Source organism: Candidatus Thiodiazotropha sp. AKIB8 (assembly GCF_058244675.1).
The window spans coordinates 43,763-57,762 of record NZ_JBSYOO010000005.1 but is presented as its reverse complement, the minus strand read 5'-3'; the positions used below and the strand labels follow the sequence as shown (position 1 = coordinate 57,762).

The window sequence follows — 14,000 nt, the reverse complement described above, 5'->3', positions numbered from 1 at the left end:
AACCGCCAGTGTTGTACGCTTGGGTGGGGCCGGGCCCCACCCTACCTGCGGGGTTAATGTTTGGGGTGGGGCCCGGCCCCACCAGGTGCGCTCTAAAAAAGAGTAACACTATACAAATCAGTGATACTTAAGTGCTGTAAAGGCAATATGACATAGCGAGTATGGGGCAAAAAAAATAGAAAATATTGCTTAAGCTCTATCAGTAACAACCCTGCACTAGCCCCGAAACCCTGATCAACAACATCTATCGAACAGAGTCACTAGTGCATGATTGCTTAATGGGTATGAACTTGCGGTATAGTATCCCTATATACGAATAAAACCACAGCTGAAAAATGAGGCAATGAGCTGATGAATGAGACCATAATGGTATTACCCAGTAGACGCCCAGAAGAGATTAAACTGGTCAAAGTCCCCCATGACCTGGATCGAAATGAAGCCTACCGATTTGCTACCGGTATTATCGCCCAGGCTGAAGAGACCAATACCAACTATCGTTGGGAGGATATCGCAGAAGCCCTGGAAGCACGTGGATTCGAAACCGTCGATGCGATCATTGGCCCCGCTCTGGACTAATCAGCTGTAACTTGTAGAGAACTACAAGCATCAATTGGAGAGTAAAGCCCTACTCGATATCATCATACTCATCGAGATCCATCTGCAGAAGAATGGCCTTGCGCAGTAATTTTTGCTCATTGCGCAGGGTTTTCTTAAGCGTACTAATCTCCTTTTCGAGATCCTGAATACGATAGACCAGCTCATCTGCATCTGCTACGGGTTGGGCAGTCTGCTGCGGCGCAACTGCCTGTTGATTCCCCGCTGCAGCTCCCCCTGGATGCAAGGGTGAGACTGAAGCCAGTTGTGGTGACTGCTGCTTCTCATCACCAGGAGGATTGAAACTCACCTCCTGCTCCAGTTCATGCATCACTGAGAGCACAGCATCTTTATTGAGCTCATGCATCTCCTCCAGACATCCGAATAACATCAGACGATCACACATCGCGTTGATGCGACGGGGTACACCCCCGGTAAATTCATAGATCATCTTGAACACGCCGTCACTGAAGGTCGGATCCTCTTTCCAGCCAACCAGTTGTAAACGATGCACTATATATTTTTCGGTCTCGTCCACACTCAGCGGATCCAGGTGGTAGGAGGCAATAATGCGCTGACGCACCTGCTCCATTCCCGGGCTCTGCAGGGTACGCTTAAACTCCTCCTGGCCCAGGAGAAAGGTCTGAACCAAAGCCCTGTTATTGACCTGGAAATTGGAGAGCATGCGCAGCTCTTCCACTGATCGCGGTGGTAAATTCTGCGCCTCATCAACGACCAATAACATCTGTTTGCCTTCGGCGTGACGGGCTCTGGCAATAGCCTCAAGATTATGCAGCAGTGTGGCTTTATTCAATCCTTCGTGGGCCAAGCCAAACGAAGCACAAACCATTCGCAGCATATCTTCCGGATCCACCTGGGTGGTCACCAGTTGAGCCGCCATGACGTTCATCTCGCTCAACTCATCGAAGAGATTCCGCACAAGTGTCGTCTTACCCGTCCCGATGCCGCCGGTAATGACGATGAATCCCTCTCCCTGCTCCAATCCATAGCGCAAATAGGCCATGGCACGGTTGTGACCTTTGCTGTTGAAGAAGAATTTGTGATCCGGAGTCAGCTGGAACGGCTTTCCTTCGAGTTTGTAAAAATCGTCGTACATATCTATTTGGCCTTCACGTTGTTTCTTTGCTTTCCTGCTTGAGAGGCAACCAGCCACTGAAAAAAACAAATGCCGCTACTGCGGCTATGATTCGATTCCCGCTGTCGGGGCTGAAAGGTAACCCTATATAGCCCATATTATGCAACCAATCAGACAATTTTCCTACTATTCCAACCAGATTCAACTTCTAACAGGTTTCCTCATGCTACTTAATGAAAAAAGGCCGAAAAGGATGGTTGACCGAACTCCTGTGAGTCAACTATCTTGCGTATTGAATCCTGTGGGTGCAGAACCTCTGATCAACAACGACCAAACCATAATATTTATATTGCACCATGATATGACAGAGGGACATCTCGTAACACAGCGTAACGACCGTAATAAAACACAACGACAACAATCATCTAGGAGTCACCATGCTCAACCCCGGAGATCAAGCGCCGCCCTTTGAGTTGCCCGATTCAGATATGCACATCATCAGATCCGCTCAGTTTTTGGGGCAGCAGAATCTGGTGATCTACTTCTATCCAAAAGATGACACCACCGGTTGTACCATCGAGGCGGTGGAGCTATCAGATTTAATGGATGAATTCACTCAGCATGATACTCAAGTCATCGGTATCAGCCGGGATAACTGCGTCAGTCATGCCTCATTTCGAGACAAACACGGACTCACCGTTCAACTTCTGGCTGATACTGAGGGAGAGGTGTGTAAGTCTTATGATGTATGGCGGGAGAAGGAAAAAAATGGTGAAAAGCGTATGGGCATACTGCGCTCGACCTTCATTATCGACAAATCAGGCGTCATACGTCAGGCCATTTACGACGTAAAACCCAAAGGACATGCAGCTCAAGTTATTGACTTAGTTAGAGAAATCACCTAAACCTCTAAACAATTGTCCGATCAGGACTGAGCATCAAGCAGCAAGGCGGTTACAATTTGTGAAACTCCGAACCAAGATTCTGATTATTCTGTTTTTGTTCGGTTTTGCACCATTAACCGCCATGGTGCTGACCAATCTACCCTTTGTGCTGGAGAGGCTGGAGTTCTTTTACCACAAAGCCTATCTACAAAACCTCAGAGCCGATTTTCGTGACCTGGATGAACACCTGGCCAGTCGCCACGAGATGTTGCGGTTATTGGCCAAGCTACCTGAACCCGGACTGATACTGGGGAACCGTCAAACACAAAGTGACAAAAACCAGATCGACTTGGCTCGAGTACGCTACACAGAATGGATTAACCAGATACTGCGCGATCACCAGGATATCTTCCAGATTCTGTTTCTCGATCTACGAGGAAAACCCCGCTATTGGCTGGAATTGAACCACCGCACCGGTCAATGGGAACCGACAATCAAAACCCCTGACATGCCCTCTGAGGCATTTTTCAAGCACAACGTAAGACTGGAGTTCGGGCGTGTCGCCGCCAGTAAAATCAGCCTGAACCCAAGCGCTGCGCATCTCGACCCACGCCGATTTATGACTTTGCGTATGATCAGCCCCATCCTCGGGCCAGACGATAACGACCTGGTCACAACCCTGGGAGCAGTTGTAGTCAATATCGACGTCGGAGGGATGGCCAGAGCCTATCGCAACACCCTCTGGGTCACCAATGACGGCAGTTATCTGGAACAACGCCTGAGAGGGGTCACACAGTCCCGGGCCTTTGAAGACTTCAACGGCCTGCAGGAGCGGTTCAAGGAGGGAAAACTGACCCTTTGGGAGGGACGGGGGAGGCAGGTTATCTGGGTTCCCCTGTTTACCACGGAGGACTCAGGCCCCCTCTGGGTCGGGCGCCCTGTCGATCCCTCGCCACTGGACAAATTCCGAAATATCCTGGTCAGCCGCGTGATGACCATAGTTGTGATTGCGCTGCTGATCCTATTGATGGTCGCACGCTGGATTGCACTTCGCACAGAGCATTTTGGCGACCGCTTACGCGATGGTATGGAGCGGGTACTTCGTCAAGATGAGGCTGTACGTTTCGATTGGCGTGGTTCAAGCGAAATCAAACAACTGGGAGAGCAGTTGACCGAACTCGCAGAGACCCATGCCCAGCAGGCTCACCAGCAACGGCAGCATGCACTGCAACTGGAAGAGTCAAATCGTTACAAATCACAATTTCTTGCCAATGTAAGCCACGAACTGAGAACTCCCCTCAACTCCATACTGCTGCTCTCTAAAATGCTCAACGAATCGAATAATCAATTGAGTTCTGAGCAGCAAAGCCAGCTACAGGTCATTCACGAAGCCGGACAGGACTTGAGGGCCCTGATCGACAATATCCTTGATCTCTCGAGAATAGAGGCGGGAAGAGCCAGTTTCACACTTCAGGAGATCTCACTTCGAAACCTGCTGACAGACCTGGTCGACCTGGTAAAGCCACAATTCGATGCGAATGGACTCTACTTGAAACTTGTTATCGATGACAATGCACCGGAAACCTTTCTATCAGACCAGGAAAAGGTGCGGCAGATTCTGAAGAACTTCCTCTCAAATGCTTTAAAGTTTACCCATAGCGGTGGAGCAACGCTCCGTGCTTTCGTTAATTCTGATAGTGCCAACCCGCCAATCTGCTTTGCAGTCGAAGATACTGGCATCGGCATACCCCAAGGCAAACAGGAGCTGGTTTTTGAAGCTTTCAAGCAGGCCGACGGATCCACCAGCCGCAAATTTGGCGGCAGTGGCCTGGGCCTGAGCATCAGCCGTGAGTTGGCTCGACTGCTGGAGGGAAACATCACACTGGTAAGTGAAGAGGGAGAGGGAGCCACCTTCACCCTCTGCCTGCCAAAACAGTTCGACTATCAGGCACTTCCTGACGCTCAGGTGGAACTCCACGATCCCTCTGCAGAGACTGAGCTACTGCGCAATTCCAAACAGCCATCACCTGAAACAAAGAACGCACTGCCCCCACCTTTCAAAGACCACCGCATATTGGTTGTAGATGATGACCTGCAAAGTCTACTGGCTCTGACCCCTCAATTGGAGGACTGGGGCTTTGAAGTGGTTGCTGCAGGAGACGGCCAGGAAGCCATCGACACACTGCTCGAAGACCAGGATTTCAGCCTGGTGTTGATGGACATCATGATGCCTGAATTGGATGGCTATGATACGATCAGACATATCCGTGAGAAGATGGGGCTTAAAGAGTTGAGCATCATTGTTCTCAGTGCCAAGAATACGGAAGAAGACCGTATCGAGAGCCTGAATGCCGGAGCAAATGAGACCATCACAAAACCGGTAGTGACGGAGAAGCTAAAAACGCTAATCGACAAACAGATAGCGGATAACAATTAGAGAATAGATAGATCCTGACCTTGGCAAAGGGAAAATAGCTGCAGATTGGGATCTACTAAAGGCTCAAGTTTCTGACTTGACCATTGCCAGGGTAAACAGATCGGCAGCTTTAAAGATGAAAAGATACGCAGGCTTTAAACTCCTCATCGTAGACGATCACGAACATAATCTGTTTACGTTGCGCACCCTTGTCCAGCGTTACATGGATGTGGAGATTCTGGAAGCCACCTCAGGTCAACAGGCCCTCGATATTGCTATCAAGGATCCCACCATCGACCTGATTATATTGGATGTACAGATGCCGGAAATGGATGGCTTCCAGACTGCATCCATGCTGAAAATCCGCAATAAAACCAAACATATCCCTATCATCTTTCTTACCGCCGCATTCAAGACTGAGGAGTTTCAACAAAAGGGGTATGAAGTAGGTGGCGTAGACTATCTGTTGAAACCTATCGATGACAATCAACTGTTGAACAAAATCAGCACTTACTTTCGACTCATAGAGAAAGAGCGTGAGCTGAATAGAGTGCTGGAGCAGAAGGTCGCCGAGCGTACCGCGGAACTTGCCTCAGCCAAGCAACATCTGGAGAACATCATTACCCATATGGGGGAAGCCCTGCTGGTTCTCAACCCTCTGGGCGAGATCGAATCGGCCAATCCAGCCGCCTGTAAAATGCTCGATTACAACGAGGCAGACCTATTGCAGATGTCTATTGGGGATGTCTTCGAGGAGGAGGAAGAGGAGCAGGCGGGGGCGTTTTTCGGCACCTGGCTTGAAGCCCTGATCCGTACCGGTGCATTGAGTCGTATCGAAGCACGATTTATTGCCAAGGATGGACGCCGTGTACCCATCCTGTTTTCCCGTACCGCTGTTAAAGACAGTAACGACGAAATCAGCCATATAATTTGTATCGCCAAAGATATGACCGGTTATGTCCGTGAAATGGATGTGACCAGTTCCACTTCCCAAGGAGTGTAAACAATGAACGAGCCAACTGATCCACGTCTGTCCGAAGAAGAAGACACCTCTCTGACAGCAAATGCTCTGAAAGCCATGGCTCACCCCCTGCGTTGGAAGATTCTATGCTCCCTTGGGGAAAATGAACTTTCGGTAGGTGAAATCGTAGAGAGAACAGGTACTTCACAGAGCAATATCTCTCAGCATCTTGAACAATTACGCAACAAAAACATCGTGGTTTCACGAAAAGAGGCAAACCGTATCTACTATCGTATCCGTAACCACCAATTGTTGGATCTGATCGGCATCATGCGGAATGTCCTTTGCCCCGCAAATTTAGATGACCGCTACCCAAGATAAGGTGTCACCTGGAAATGGATGATCACATTGTTGAATTAGAGAGCCGTATTGCATTTCAGGATGAGGCGATAAATTCCCTGAGTGAGACTGTTGCCTCACAGCAGGAAAAATTAGACGCACTTATCTCTGAAATGGATGGCTTGAGAGAGAAACTCAAAGCACTGGAGCCTTCACCTCTGCAGGATGGCGAAGCTGAACCACCTCCGCCTCACTATTAGAGCCAATCTCAAGCCAGCCCTGCAGCAGAAGTTCCCATGATATAGTGAGTCAATAACAGTACGAAAATCGCAGACAAACTATCAGATGAAAGCCGAAGAGCAAATCAAACAACGCTATCAGGGTGACCAGGGACGTGAGTATCATGGTAAAAAGCGTGAGATCCCTGAGCGGGCCTTTCCATGGGTAACCCAACTCAGATATGAGAAGATCGCCCCCCATGTTAAGTCGACCGATGTGGTGATGGAGTATGGTGTTGGCTTCGGCTGGAATATTGCCAAACTGAATTGTCAGAAGCGACTCGGCTTCGATCTTGCTGCACACCTGGAATCCCTAATCAGCAAATCAGATATAGAATTTATAGCAGATACCTCCAAGCTCCCGGACCATTCAGTGGATGTCATGGTTTGTCATCATGTACTCGAACATGTTCCCTCGCCGGTTGAAGTATTGGCGGAGATTCATCGATTAATAAAAAATGGTGGAAAGCTGTTGTTGTTCGTACCCTATGAAAAAGAGAAGCGCTATCAACAATACGATGCAAACGAACCAAACCATCATCTCTACTCCTGGAACGTACAGACCTTGGGAAATCTGGTCAGCGACTGCGGATTTGAAATTGCCTCAACTGGCGTGCTGCGATTTGGCTATGATCGCTTTGCAGCCAATTGGGCAGATCGCCTAAAGCTCGGTGAATCGGGGTTTCGCCTGATAAGAGGATTGGTTCACAGCATAAAACCGGCCCAGGAAGTGTCGATAATCGCCATACCGCGTTGACTTTTAAGCTAAGGGGCGACAAAAGGCGATAGCCTTTTGAGTGCTCGTTATGTTGAAACTATTAATTTCACTATGTATGGCAAGGCACACACAATTGCTCCAATATGTAAAAATCTCCCCAGTTTAGAAATACCTGGGTAATATTCATTTATTTCTTTATTAAATGGCCAGAATTGCACTGATGGTGGTCTTTTCTTTGTTTCTGCCTCATATGTATGAAGCACAAACATGCTCAGAAGCAACAAAATCATTCCCAGCACAAAAGCTACTATTACACTTAAATTAATTAGTAATTCCATTTATTCTTTTTCAACATAACAAAAGAGTTAATCATTTTTTTTACAACATGATTTTAATATCCACTACTCAGGCCATCAATCACAGCGCATCCTGCTCGTCAGATGAGAAAACCGGTTCCGGTCGCTGCCAAAGCCATATCGCCACAAGCGCCAATATGAGACAGACCCCGAGTGAAATAGGCCACCCAGGGTTACCAAGCAACTGAAAGAGAGCAAAGCCAACAGTCATACCAACCAGTGACATCCATTTTCCCGTTCTTGTCATTTGACCGTAGGTGATGAAGAGATAGACCGGCTGCCCAAACCGGGGATGAGCAAGAATGCGTTTAGTAAGATGGGGCGCACTTCTGGACCAACACCAGACCGCACCTATCCAGAAAATGGTGGTAGGCATCAAAGGCAACACAACGCCAATTACACCGAGTCCAAATAGTAACCAGCCGGCAGCCAATAGCCAGAGCTTTGACAATGGATGCTCTGTTGCAGAGTTTTTCCTGCCAGACTTATATTCACTCATGCTCTCATCCTGCAACTGATCCCCCTCTAGTGTGGTTGTTCATTTAAGGCTAGTCGTTATTTAGCTTTTTTCACAATCGTTTATCGCTAATAAAACTGATAGATTGTTACTATCATCCAACATACCTCTATCCATTTGCACAATAACATTAGAAAACCACTATATTCTAAACTCAAGAACCATATGATTTGTGTCGATAGATCTAGTGAGATAGGCTCACGTATGGGTAATTGCCACATCAAGGGAAGATGTCAGTAGTGTTCAACTAATCTAAAAAAAGAAAAGCGTTATGCAGAAAAATCATTGTTTATCATGGGGTAGAGCAATGAGTATCACCCCTTTGAGCATTGAAAGTATCTGCTCAAAGATTTTCATAATTTGCTGTTTATCTCTTATATCCCTATCCACCCAGGCAAACTCTTCTGATAACCCTGCAAGTCCCGATGTTTTCAACCTCGACCAAGCCATCAATATGGCACTGGAAAATAACCGACTGAGAACCAATTCCCACAGGCACTGATCACCGCTGAGGCTCAGTATCAACAAGCCGCATCCAGCTATTGGCCTACAGTCAGCCTCAACCTTGGCTTTCAGCGCCGGGATGAAGAGGCTGTATTCGAATATCCTCAACAGAATTTTGATATTGCTCCCGGCATGTTACCTCCAGTATCCATTCCATCTCAGGAGATCGCCCTGCTAGGCCGGGATACCAGCCTCTACTCACTGGATGTTACCTACCCGCTCTATACCGGTGGAAAGCGTCAGAGCCTGGTCAAACAGGCAAAGATCGGCATTGACCTGGCAACTCAGGAGATCAGAAGAACCAGTCTGCAGGTTGTTCAGGATGTTAAACGCTATTTTTATGCAGCCCTCTACACTCAACAACTGCTCGATTTAGCCGAGGATATCACCCTTTCATTTGAGGTGTTGCGGGACATTACCGATGCCTTTTATAAAGGCGGCTCCCACTCCGTTGACAAGCTCGACCTATTAAAAAGTAAACTGGCCTATTCCATGGCCCAGTCGACAACCGCAGAATTTCAATCGAATCATGAAGCAGCACTTTCTGCATTAACATTTGCAATGGGACTTGAATGGCATAAGAAGATCAAACTTGAATCTGACTATCAACTGAAAAACCTTGATAGCGATAAGCTTGAACCGTTGATCGAACAGGCAATGGCCTTTAACCCGGAAGTCGAACAGCTTAAACTTGCTGTGGCTGCTTATGAATCGAAAGTGGATGAAGCAAAGAGCGGCTACTATCCCACTCTAGGTTTAATTGGCTCTTATGAGGGATTCAACAGTGACCTTGACGGCGGCCTAGACAACAAAACCAATAGAAACTCATGGATGATCGGCATCGGTCTTAAAATGAACCTTTTTGAAGGGGGACGGACTCGCTATAAGGTATCTGCTGCCAAAAGTGAACAGACAAAAGTCGCACAGCAGCATCTACTGGTTAAAGATGCAGTTGCCATGCAGGTTAAGCATCTGTTCCTGAAGATTCATGCCGCTCAGCGACAAGTCAAGATTACAGATCACTCCCTCATAACCTCAAAAGAGAATCGCAACCTAACCAGTAGAGCCTATAAAAGCGGCGCTGTGGATACTCAAAAGGTTATTGAAGCCAATCTTTTTGATGCCATGATCAGAGCTAATCACTATCGCGCCAAGCATGATCAGGCATTGCATCTAGCGGAAATATCTTATTTATTGGGTAAGGAAGCCCTGCAGTAGACCAGTGAGAGCCTAAATGCTGAGGTACATACTGCTGTGCATCGCCTTAACCTGCTTATTGTTCGCAGGTAGTGGTGTAGTTGCCAACGATAAGAAACTTGACCCTATCCAGGTTGGCGGTAGCCTGGGATCACTTAATGATCGCTCGATCACAGATGCAGAGATCGCGTTTCAAGTAGTTTTTAATGAACTACTTTCGGAAGTAAATGAGAGTTTTAATTTAAAAATTTATGAAAATCAAAACCAACTCTTCGATAAATTCAAGCAAGGCACTATTCAAGCAATACTCACCAGCTCGTTGAATTTCATCGAATTAGAAAACCTCATACACCCAACAGCACGCTACTCAGTTCAATTTGGCGACGAACTCAAACAAAACTATCTTGTTTTGGTCCGCCGGGATGACAACATGACCCACCTAAGTCAGTTGCGAAATAAGATATTGAGTCTAGGCGAAAGCCATCAAGTCGGGAAACTTTTCCTGGATGTTGAACTACTTAAACAAGAGCTACCTGTGAGTGACATTTTCTTCAAAGAGATTCACAGAGTAAAGGGAGATAACACCTCTATCATAGACCTCTATTTCGGAAAAATTAACGCTGCAGTTGTACCTAAATACAACTACATAATCGCTCAGTCACTTAATCCTCAAATAAAAAACAGATTGGAGATTCTAACCGAATCAGAACCTATGATTCATCAGGCTGTAGGAATACGCCACGATTTCTCACAAAAAAGAATCGATAATTTTGAGCCCAGCATACTGACTGACAAGCCAAGTAGAAGACTAAAACATGTATTGGATACATTTGGTATTGTGCGTCTGCACAAGATCAATAAAGAAACATTAAATGAGGTCAGATCACTGCAGAGAGAGTACACCAGACTGGTCGGTAATAAACGATGAAGTTAAAGAATACCATATTCCGGCATCTCTATATTCGTATGGCCGTCATTCTACTTGGAATAAGTCTTGCCTTCTCATTCGCACTGCTACCGATTTACAGTGACAAATTAACGCGCATGCTTGCCGCACAGGGTAATACTTTTGCCAACACAACAATTGCAGCCTGCGGTGAAGGTCTATACACAGAAGACTATAGCAATGTAATTAATTACACCAAAAACGTTCTGAATAAAACGCCAGAAATCACCTTCGTTAATTTTATTTCCAATAGTGGCTTAAAACTAAGCCTTAGCCAAAGTGGTTGGAAGGTTGAATCCATTGCACCAGCCTCAACTCAAGCTCTATTTAACAGCGACACCCCTTACACCATTAGACACCATTCAGACTACTCTCAAAGCAATACTAAAGACGCCTTCATTTTTACAAAACCTCTTCACATATCGGAGTTGGTCTGGGGCACTATTGAAGTTGGGATCTCTGATAATGAATACTATTCGTTAATGACGAGTTATTTTAGTAATGTACTTATCTACAGCATTCTAGTGCTAACTATTTCATTGCTCATTCTTCATGGCGTATCGATCAAACTTTCATCGCAATTAACAAAACTGAGAGAGACTGCTCAACGATTGTCGAGCGGTGACCTCTCTGCACGCGCGCCCACAAAGGCAATAGGTGAAATAGAGCTACTTGCATCCACCTTGAATAACATGGCGCAGAACCTTGAAACCAAAACTCAACGTATTGCTCAACTTGCCAGACTTGTCGAAGACACTAATGACGCGATTGCAATTTTCAACACATCAAAAGAAATTACATTCATCAATCAAGCCTTCACTAATATCACTGGAGATACGATAGAGTTTTATCGCGGAATGACACTTCAAGGTCTATTTACTCATCTCGGAATAGATAAACAGAAACACCATGAAGTCTCTATGGGCATGACTCACATAGAGCAATTAAATTGGTCTACTGACATTACCATTTCAAAACATAGTGACCTCCCCATACACATGACCATAAGAATTGAAGATTTCGACTCAGAAGATAAATATAAGAATGAATTCTTTGTCGTCTTGAGTGACATCACTCAACGCAAGCAACTTGAAAATGAACTTGAGACACTGGCTTATATCGACAAATTAACCAAGTTACCCAACAGACGTTACTTTTTGGATCGATTGACAGAAGCAGTAGCTGAAGCAGGAACTTACCACATCCCATTGGCTGTATTTTTCCTTGATCTGGATAACTTTAAACTTATAAATGATTCTCTAGGACATGAAGTTGGAGATCATATTTTAAATGAAACAGCATGGAGACTCGAAGACTCTCTACGCTCAGATGACATCGTCTGTCGACTTGGTGGCGATGAATTTACTGTAATTATAAAAAATACCGCTGATCAAAAACAGCTGGCAATAATTGCTGAAACAATTATAAATAGTTTGGCACTACCAATTAAATGCAATAACAGAGAGTTACGCATCAGCACCAGCATCGGAATCGTACAATACCCACAAGATGGTCACGATAAAAATGAGTTAATTAAAAACGCAGATACAGCAATGTATGCAGCAAAACGCGATGGCAAGAACGGATATCGCTTCTACACCATAGATATGCATCATGACATGCAAGACTACCTGGAGCTGGAAAGCGCTTTACGTAGCGCCATCATTGAATCAAGTCTGGAGATCGTCTATCAGCCATTTGTGGACATAACGACCAACACTATAACAAATTGTGAAGCCCTGTTGAGGTGGAAACATCCTGAGCGCGGATTTATACCGCCTGGACGTTTCATACCAATAGCAGAACAGTCCGGCTTGATCTCTGCTGTTGGTGATTGGGTATTCACCCAGGTTTGCCGTCAATTGAAGCAGTGGGACAATAACATGAAGGTCTCCGTCAATGTATCGGGCAATGAGCTACTCGATAAACGCTTCATAAATCGCTTGGAAAATACACTGATAGAATATGATATAGAACCTTTTCGGATACAGCTGGAGTTTACTGAGCATGTCCTTGTCAGCAAGGAAGGCAGTAATCTTCCACTACTCAACAACCTAAAACGCGCTGGCTTCTCTATTGCAGTAGACGATTTTGGAACAGGCTTTTCATCCCTAAGCTACCTTAGCGAACTACCTGTAGATGTTATCAAAATTGATAAATCATTTATCAACAAACTACCGAATGACCGCCGTACAATAGCGGTTGTAAACTCTATTATTTCTCTCGCTAAAAGCTTGGATATGAAAACTATTGGAGAAGGTGTAGAAAAGAAGGAGCAGGTTGAATGGTTACAGAGCAACGGCTGCAATATTATTCAGGGTTATTACTATCATCATCCAATGTCAGCACTGCAGTTCGAAAATCTAATCAAACCAAATAACATAGCGCTGTTACCAAAAACTTCTAACAAACCTATAAGCAACACAAAGTAAAACCGGCCAACAAATTTGTGGCCGGTCAGTGGACTCTACTTTGATTCAGATTGATATGACTGCTACTTCTCAGTCAATATGAATTATATGACAATAGCTATACAGAGCGTCTTCTGGCAAATGAAACGAAACCAATAAGAGCAGAACCAAACAACCATGCAGCTGCAGGAAGTGGCACAGCACTCATAGTCAGATCATAATCTGAGCTCATTTTAGGGTCGATAGCATTCAGCGCAAAGCCTGAAATAGTAAATATATAATCACCCGCACTCAGACTGAATGTCTCTAGAAAACTAGTACCCAAGTGATACTGCTCATTAGTATTCAAATTAGTCAGGAGCAGATCGTCTTGGAACATACCTTGATGCGACCCACCAATGGAAATATCGAGTAGAGGTGCATCTACAGTGAAATGGTAGGAGTCGAGGAAATTGCCTGTAGGCTGTGGTGTTGCGTAAGTATCACCAAGATCAGAGAAACTGCCTGCATCATAGGATGCAGCATTTGCACCTAGAGATAAAATTAAAAGAACTGCTAACAGCGCAACAGAACGTATAGTTAACATCTTCATAATCTTCGTCCTTAAAAAAATCTAACTGCTAAAGCCACTCCACATACGTGGCTCGTTCAGGAAGAAAACTACCATTAATAATTTTTTGACACAAAACAATTACCCTTAATTACGTAATTGTTCACAAAAATATTACAATTCACGTTTCAAAAAACTTATTGAACGAAGTAATTTTACATTTCCGTCATACT

The 14,000-nt window shown here is 45.4% G+C and carries 15 protein-coding genes; 10 read left to right on the top strand and 5 right to left on the bottom strand.

The features are described from left to right. Positions 1-351: 351 nt before the first annotated feature. On the top strand, positions 352-576 hold the full coding sequence (locus AC4IFB_RS00725) for a hypothetical protein (protein WP_490774871.1): 225 nt from the start codon (positions 352-354) through the stop codon (positions 574-576). A 49-nt stretch (positions 577-625) separates the two neighbouring features. On the opposite strand, the gene AC4IFB_RS00720 is transcribed toward AC4IFB_RS00725, so the two are convergent. Next, on the bottom strand, positions 626-1,711 hold the full coding sequence (locus tag AC4IFB_RS00720) for an XrtA/PEP-CTERM system-associated ATPase (RefSeq protein ID WP_490774872.1): 1,086 nt from the start codon (positions 1,709-1,711) through the stop codon (positions 626-628). 416 nt (positions 1,712-2,127) lie between these two features. Here AC4IFB_RS00720 and AC4IFB_RS00715 point away from each other — a divergent pair, with 416 nt between their 5' ends. The 6 genes from AC4IFB_RS00715 to AC4IFB_RS00690 all read left to right on the top strand — a co-directional run bounded on the left by AC4IFB_RS00715 (position 2,128) and on the right by AC4IFB_RS00690 (position 7,325). Continuing rightward, a complete protein-coding gene (locus AC4IFB_RS00715; protein WP_490779084.1) occupies positions 2,128-2,595 on the top strand; it encodes a peroxiredoxin in 468 nt (155 codons plus the stop codon). 58 nt (positions 2,596-2,653) lie between these two features. Beyond that, positions 2,654-5,011 (top strand): ATP-binding protein, encoded by a 2,358-nt coding sequence (locus AC4IFB_RS00710; RefSeq protein ID WP_490774874.1) that lies wholly within the window; start codon positions 2,654-2,656, stop codon positions 5,009-5,011. Positions 5,012-5,126: 115 nt separating this feature from the next. Next, complete coding sequence (locus tag AC4IFB_RS00705; RefSeq protein WP_490774875.1) at positions 5,127-5,993, top strand: response regulator; 867 nt, start codon at positions 5,127-5,129, stop codon at positions 5,991-5,993. A 3-nt stretch (positions 5,994-5,996) separates the two neighbouring features. Next, positions 5,997-6,332 carry an ArsR/SmtB family transcription factor gene (locus tag AC4IFB_RS00700; RefSeq protein ID WP_490774876.1) on the top strand — a complete coding sequence of 112 codons (336 nt, stop codon included), beginning with the start codon at positions 5,997-5,999 and terminating at the stop codon, positions 6,330-6,332. Positions 6,333-6,346: 14 nt separating this feature from the next. Then, positions 6,347-6,550, top strand: coding sequence for a SlyX family protein (locus tag AC4IFB_RS00695; RefSeq protein WP_490774877.1), 204 nt, complete (start codon positions 6,347-6,349; stop codon positions 6,548-6,550). An 85-nt stretch (positions 6,551-6,635) separates the two neighbouring features. Then, entirely contained in the window at positions 6,636-7,325 is a 690-nt protein-coding gene (locus AC4IFB_RS00690; RefSeq protein ID WP_490779083.1) for a class I SAM-dependent methyltransferase, read from the top strand. A 47-nt stretch (positions 7,326-7,372) separates the two neighbouring features. On the opposite strand, the gene AC4IFB_RS00685 is transcribed toward AC4IFB_RS00690, so the two are convergent. From AC4IFB_RS00685 to AC4IFB_RS00675, 3 genes are all read right to left on the bottom strand, one after another. Then, on the bottom strand, positions 7,373-7,624 hold the full coding sequence (locus tag AC4IFB_RS00685; RefSeq protein ID WP_490779082.1) for a hypothetical protein: 252 nt from the start codon (positions 7,622-7,624) through the stop codon (positions 7,373-7,375). Between the two features lie 79 nt (positions 7,625-7,703). Further along, positions 7,704-8,141: a YbaN family protein gene (locus AC4IFB_RS00680; RefSeq protein ID WP_490779081.1), complete on the bottom strand. Its 438-nt coding sequence runs from the start codon at positions 8,139-8,141 to the stop codon at positions 7,704-7,706. A 300-nt stretch (positions 8,142-8,441) separates the two neighbouring features. Further along, the gene (locus AC4IFB_RS00675) at positions 8,442-8,687 is read right to left on the bottom strand and encodes a hypothetical protein (RefSeq protein WP_490779080.1); all 246 of its coding nucleotides are present in this window, start codon (positions 8,685-8,687) and stop codon (positions 8,442-8,444) included. Here AC4IFB_RS00675 and AC4IFB_RS00670 point away from each other — a divergent pair. The 3 genes from AC4IFB_RS00670 to AC4IFB_RS00660 are packed head-to-tail and all read left to right on the top strand — an operon-like array spanning position 8,658 to position 13,238. Continuing rightward, positions 8,658-9,881, top strand: coding sequence for a TolC family protein (locus tag AC4IFB_RS00670; protein ID WP_490779086.1), 1,224 nt, complete (start codon positions 8,658-8,660; stop codon positions 9,879-9,881). The genes AC4IFB_RS00675 and AC4IFB_RS00670 overlap by 30 nt on opposite strands. A 16-nt stretch (positions 9,882-9,897) precedes the next feature. Then, positions 9,898-10,788: a phosphate/phosphite/phosphonate ABC transporter substrate-binding protein gene (locus AC4IFB_RS00665; protein WP_490774881.1), complete on the top strand. Its 891-nt coding sequence runs from the start codon at positions 9,898-9,900 to the stop codon at positions 10,786-10,788. Beyond that, positions 10,785-13,238, top strand: a complete 2,454-nt coding sequence (locus AC4IFB_RS00660; RefSeq protein WP_490779079.1) for a putative bifunctional diguanylate cyclase/phosphodiesterase — start codon at positions 10,785-10,787, stop codon at positions 13,236-13,238. The genes AC4IFB_RS00665 and AC4IFB_RS00660 overlap by 4 nt, the downstream gene beginning before the upstream one ends. 97 nt (positions 13,239-13,335) lie before the next feature. Here AC4IFB_RS00660 and AC4IFB_RS00655 read toward each other — a convergent pair whose 3' ends face one another. Then, positions 13,336-13,809, bottom strand: coding sequence for a VPLPA-CTERM sorting domain-containing protein (locus tag AC4IFB_RS00655; protein ID WP_490779078.1), 474 nt, complete (start codon positions 13,807-13,809; stop codon positions 13,336-13,338). Positions 13,810-14,000 lie beyond the last annotated feature (191 nt).

Coding starts and splice junctions, on each gene's coding strand:
- AC4IFB_RS00685 (WP_490779082.1), bottom strand. CDS start 7,624: ATGGAATTACTAATTAATTTAAGTGTAATAGTAGCTTTTGTGCTGGGA.
- AC4IFB_RS00660 (WP_490779079.1), top strand. CDS start 10,785: ATGAAGTTAAAGAATACCATATTCCGGCATCTCTATATTCGTATGGCC.
- AC4IFB_RS00715 (WP_490779084.1), top strand. CDS start 2,128: ATGCTCAACCCCGGAGATCAAGCGCCGCCCTTTGAGTTGCCCGATTCA.
- AC4IFB_RS00705 (WP_490774875.1), top strand. CDS start 5,127: ATGAAAAGATACGCAGGCTTTAAACTCCTCATCGTAGACGATCACGAA.
- AC4IFB_RS00725 (WP_490774871.1), top strand. CDS start 352: ATGAATGAGACCATAATGGTATTACCCAGTAGACGCCCAGAAGAGATT.
- AC4IFB_RS00695 (WP_490774877.1), top strand. CDS start 6,347: ATGGATGATCACATTGTTGAATTAGAGAGCCGTATTGCATTTCAGGAT.
- AC4IFB_RS00700 (WP_490774876.1), top strand. CDS start 5,997: ATGAACGAGCCAACTGATCCACGTCTGTCCGAAGAAGAAGACACCTCT.
- AC4IFB_RS00680 (WP_490779081.1), bottom strand. CDS start 8,141: ATGAGTGAATATAAGTCTGGCAGGAAAAACTCTGCAACAGAGCATCCA.
- AC4IFB_RS00690 (WP_490779083.1), top strand. CDS start 6,636: ATGAAAGCCGAAGAGCAAATCAAACAACGCTATCAGGGTGACCAGGGA.
- AC4IFB_RS00720 (WP_490774872.1), bottom strand. CDS start 1,711: ATGTACGACGATTTTTACAAACTCGAAGGAAAGCCGTTCCAGCTGACT.
- AC4IFB_RS00665 (WP_490774881.1), top strand. CDS start 9,898: ATGCTGAGGTACATACTGCTGTGCATCGCCTTAACCTGCTTATTGTTC.
- AC4IFB_RS00655 (WP_490779078.1), bottom strand. CDS start 13,809: ATGAAGATGTTAACTATACGTTCTGTTGCGCTGTTAGCAGTTCTTTTA.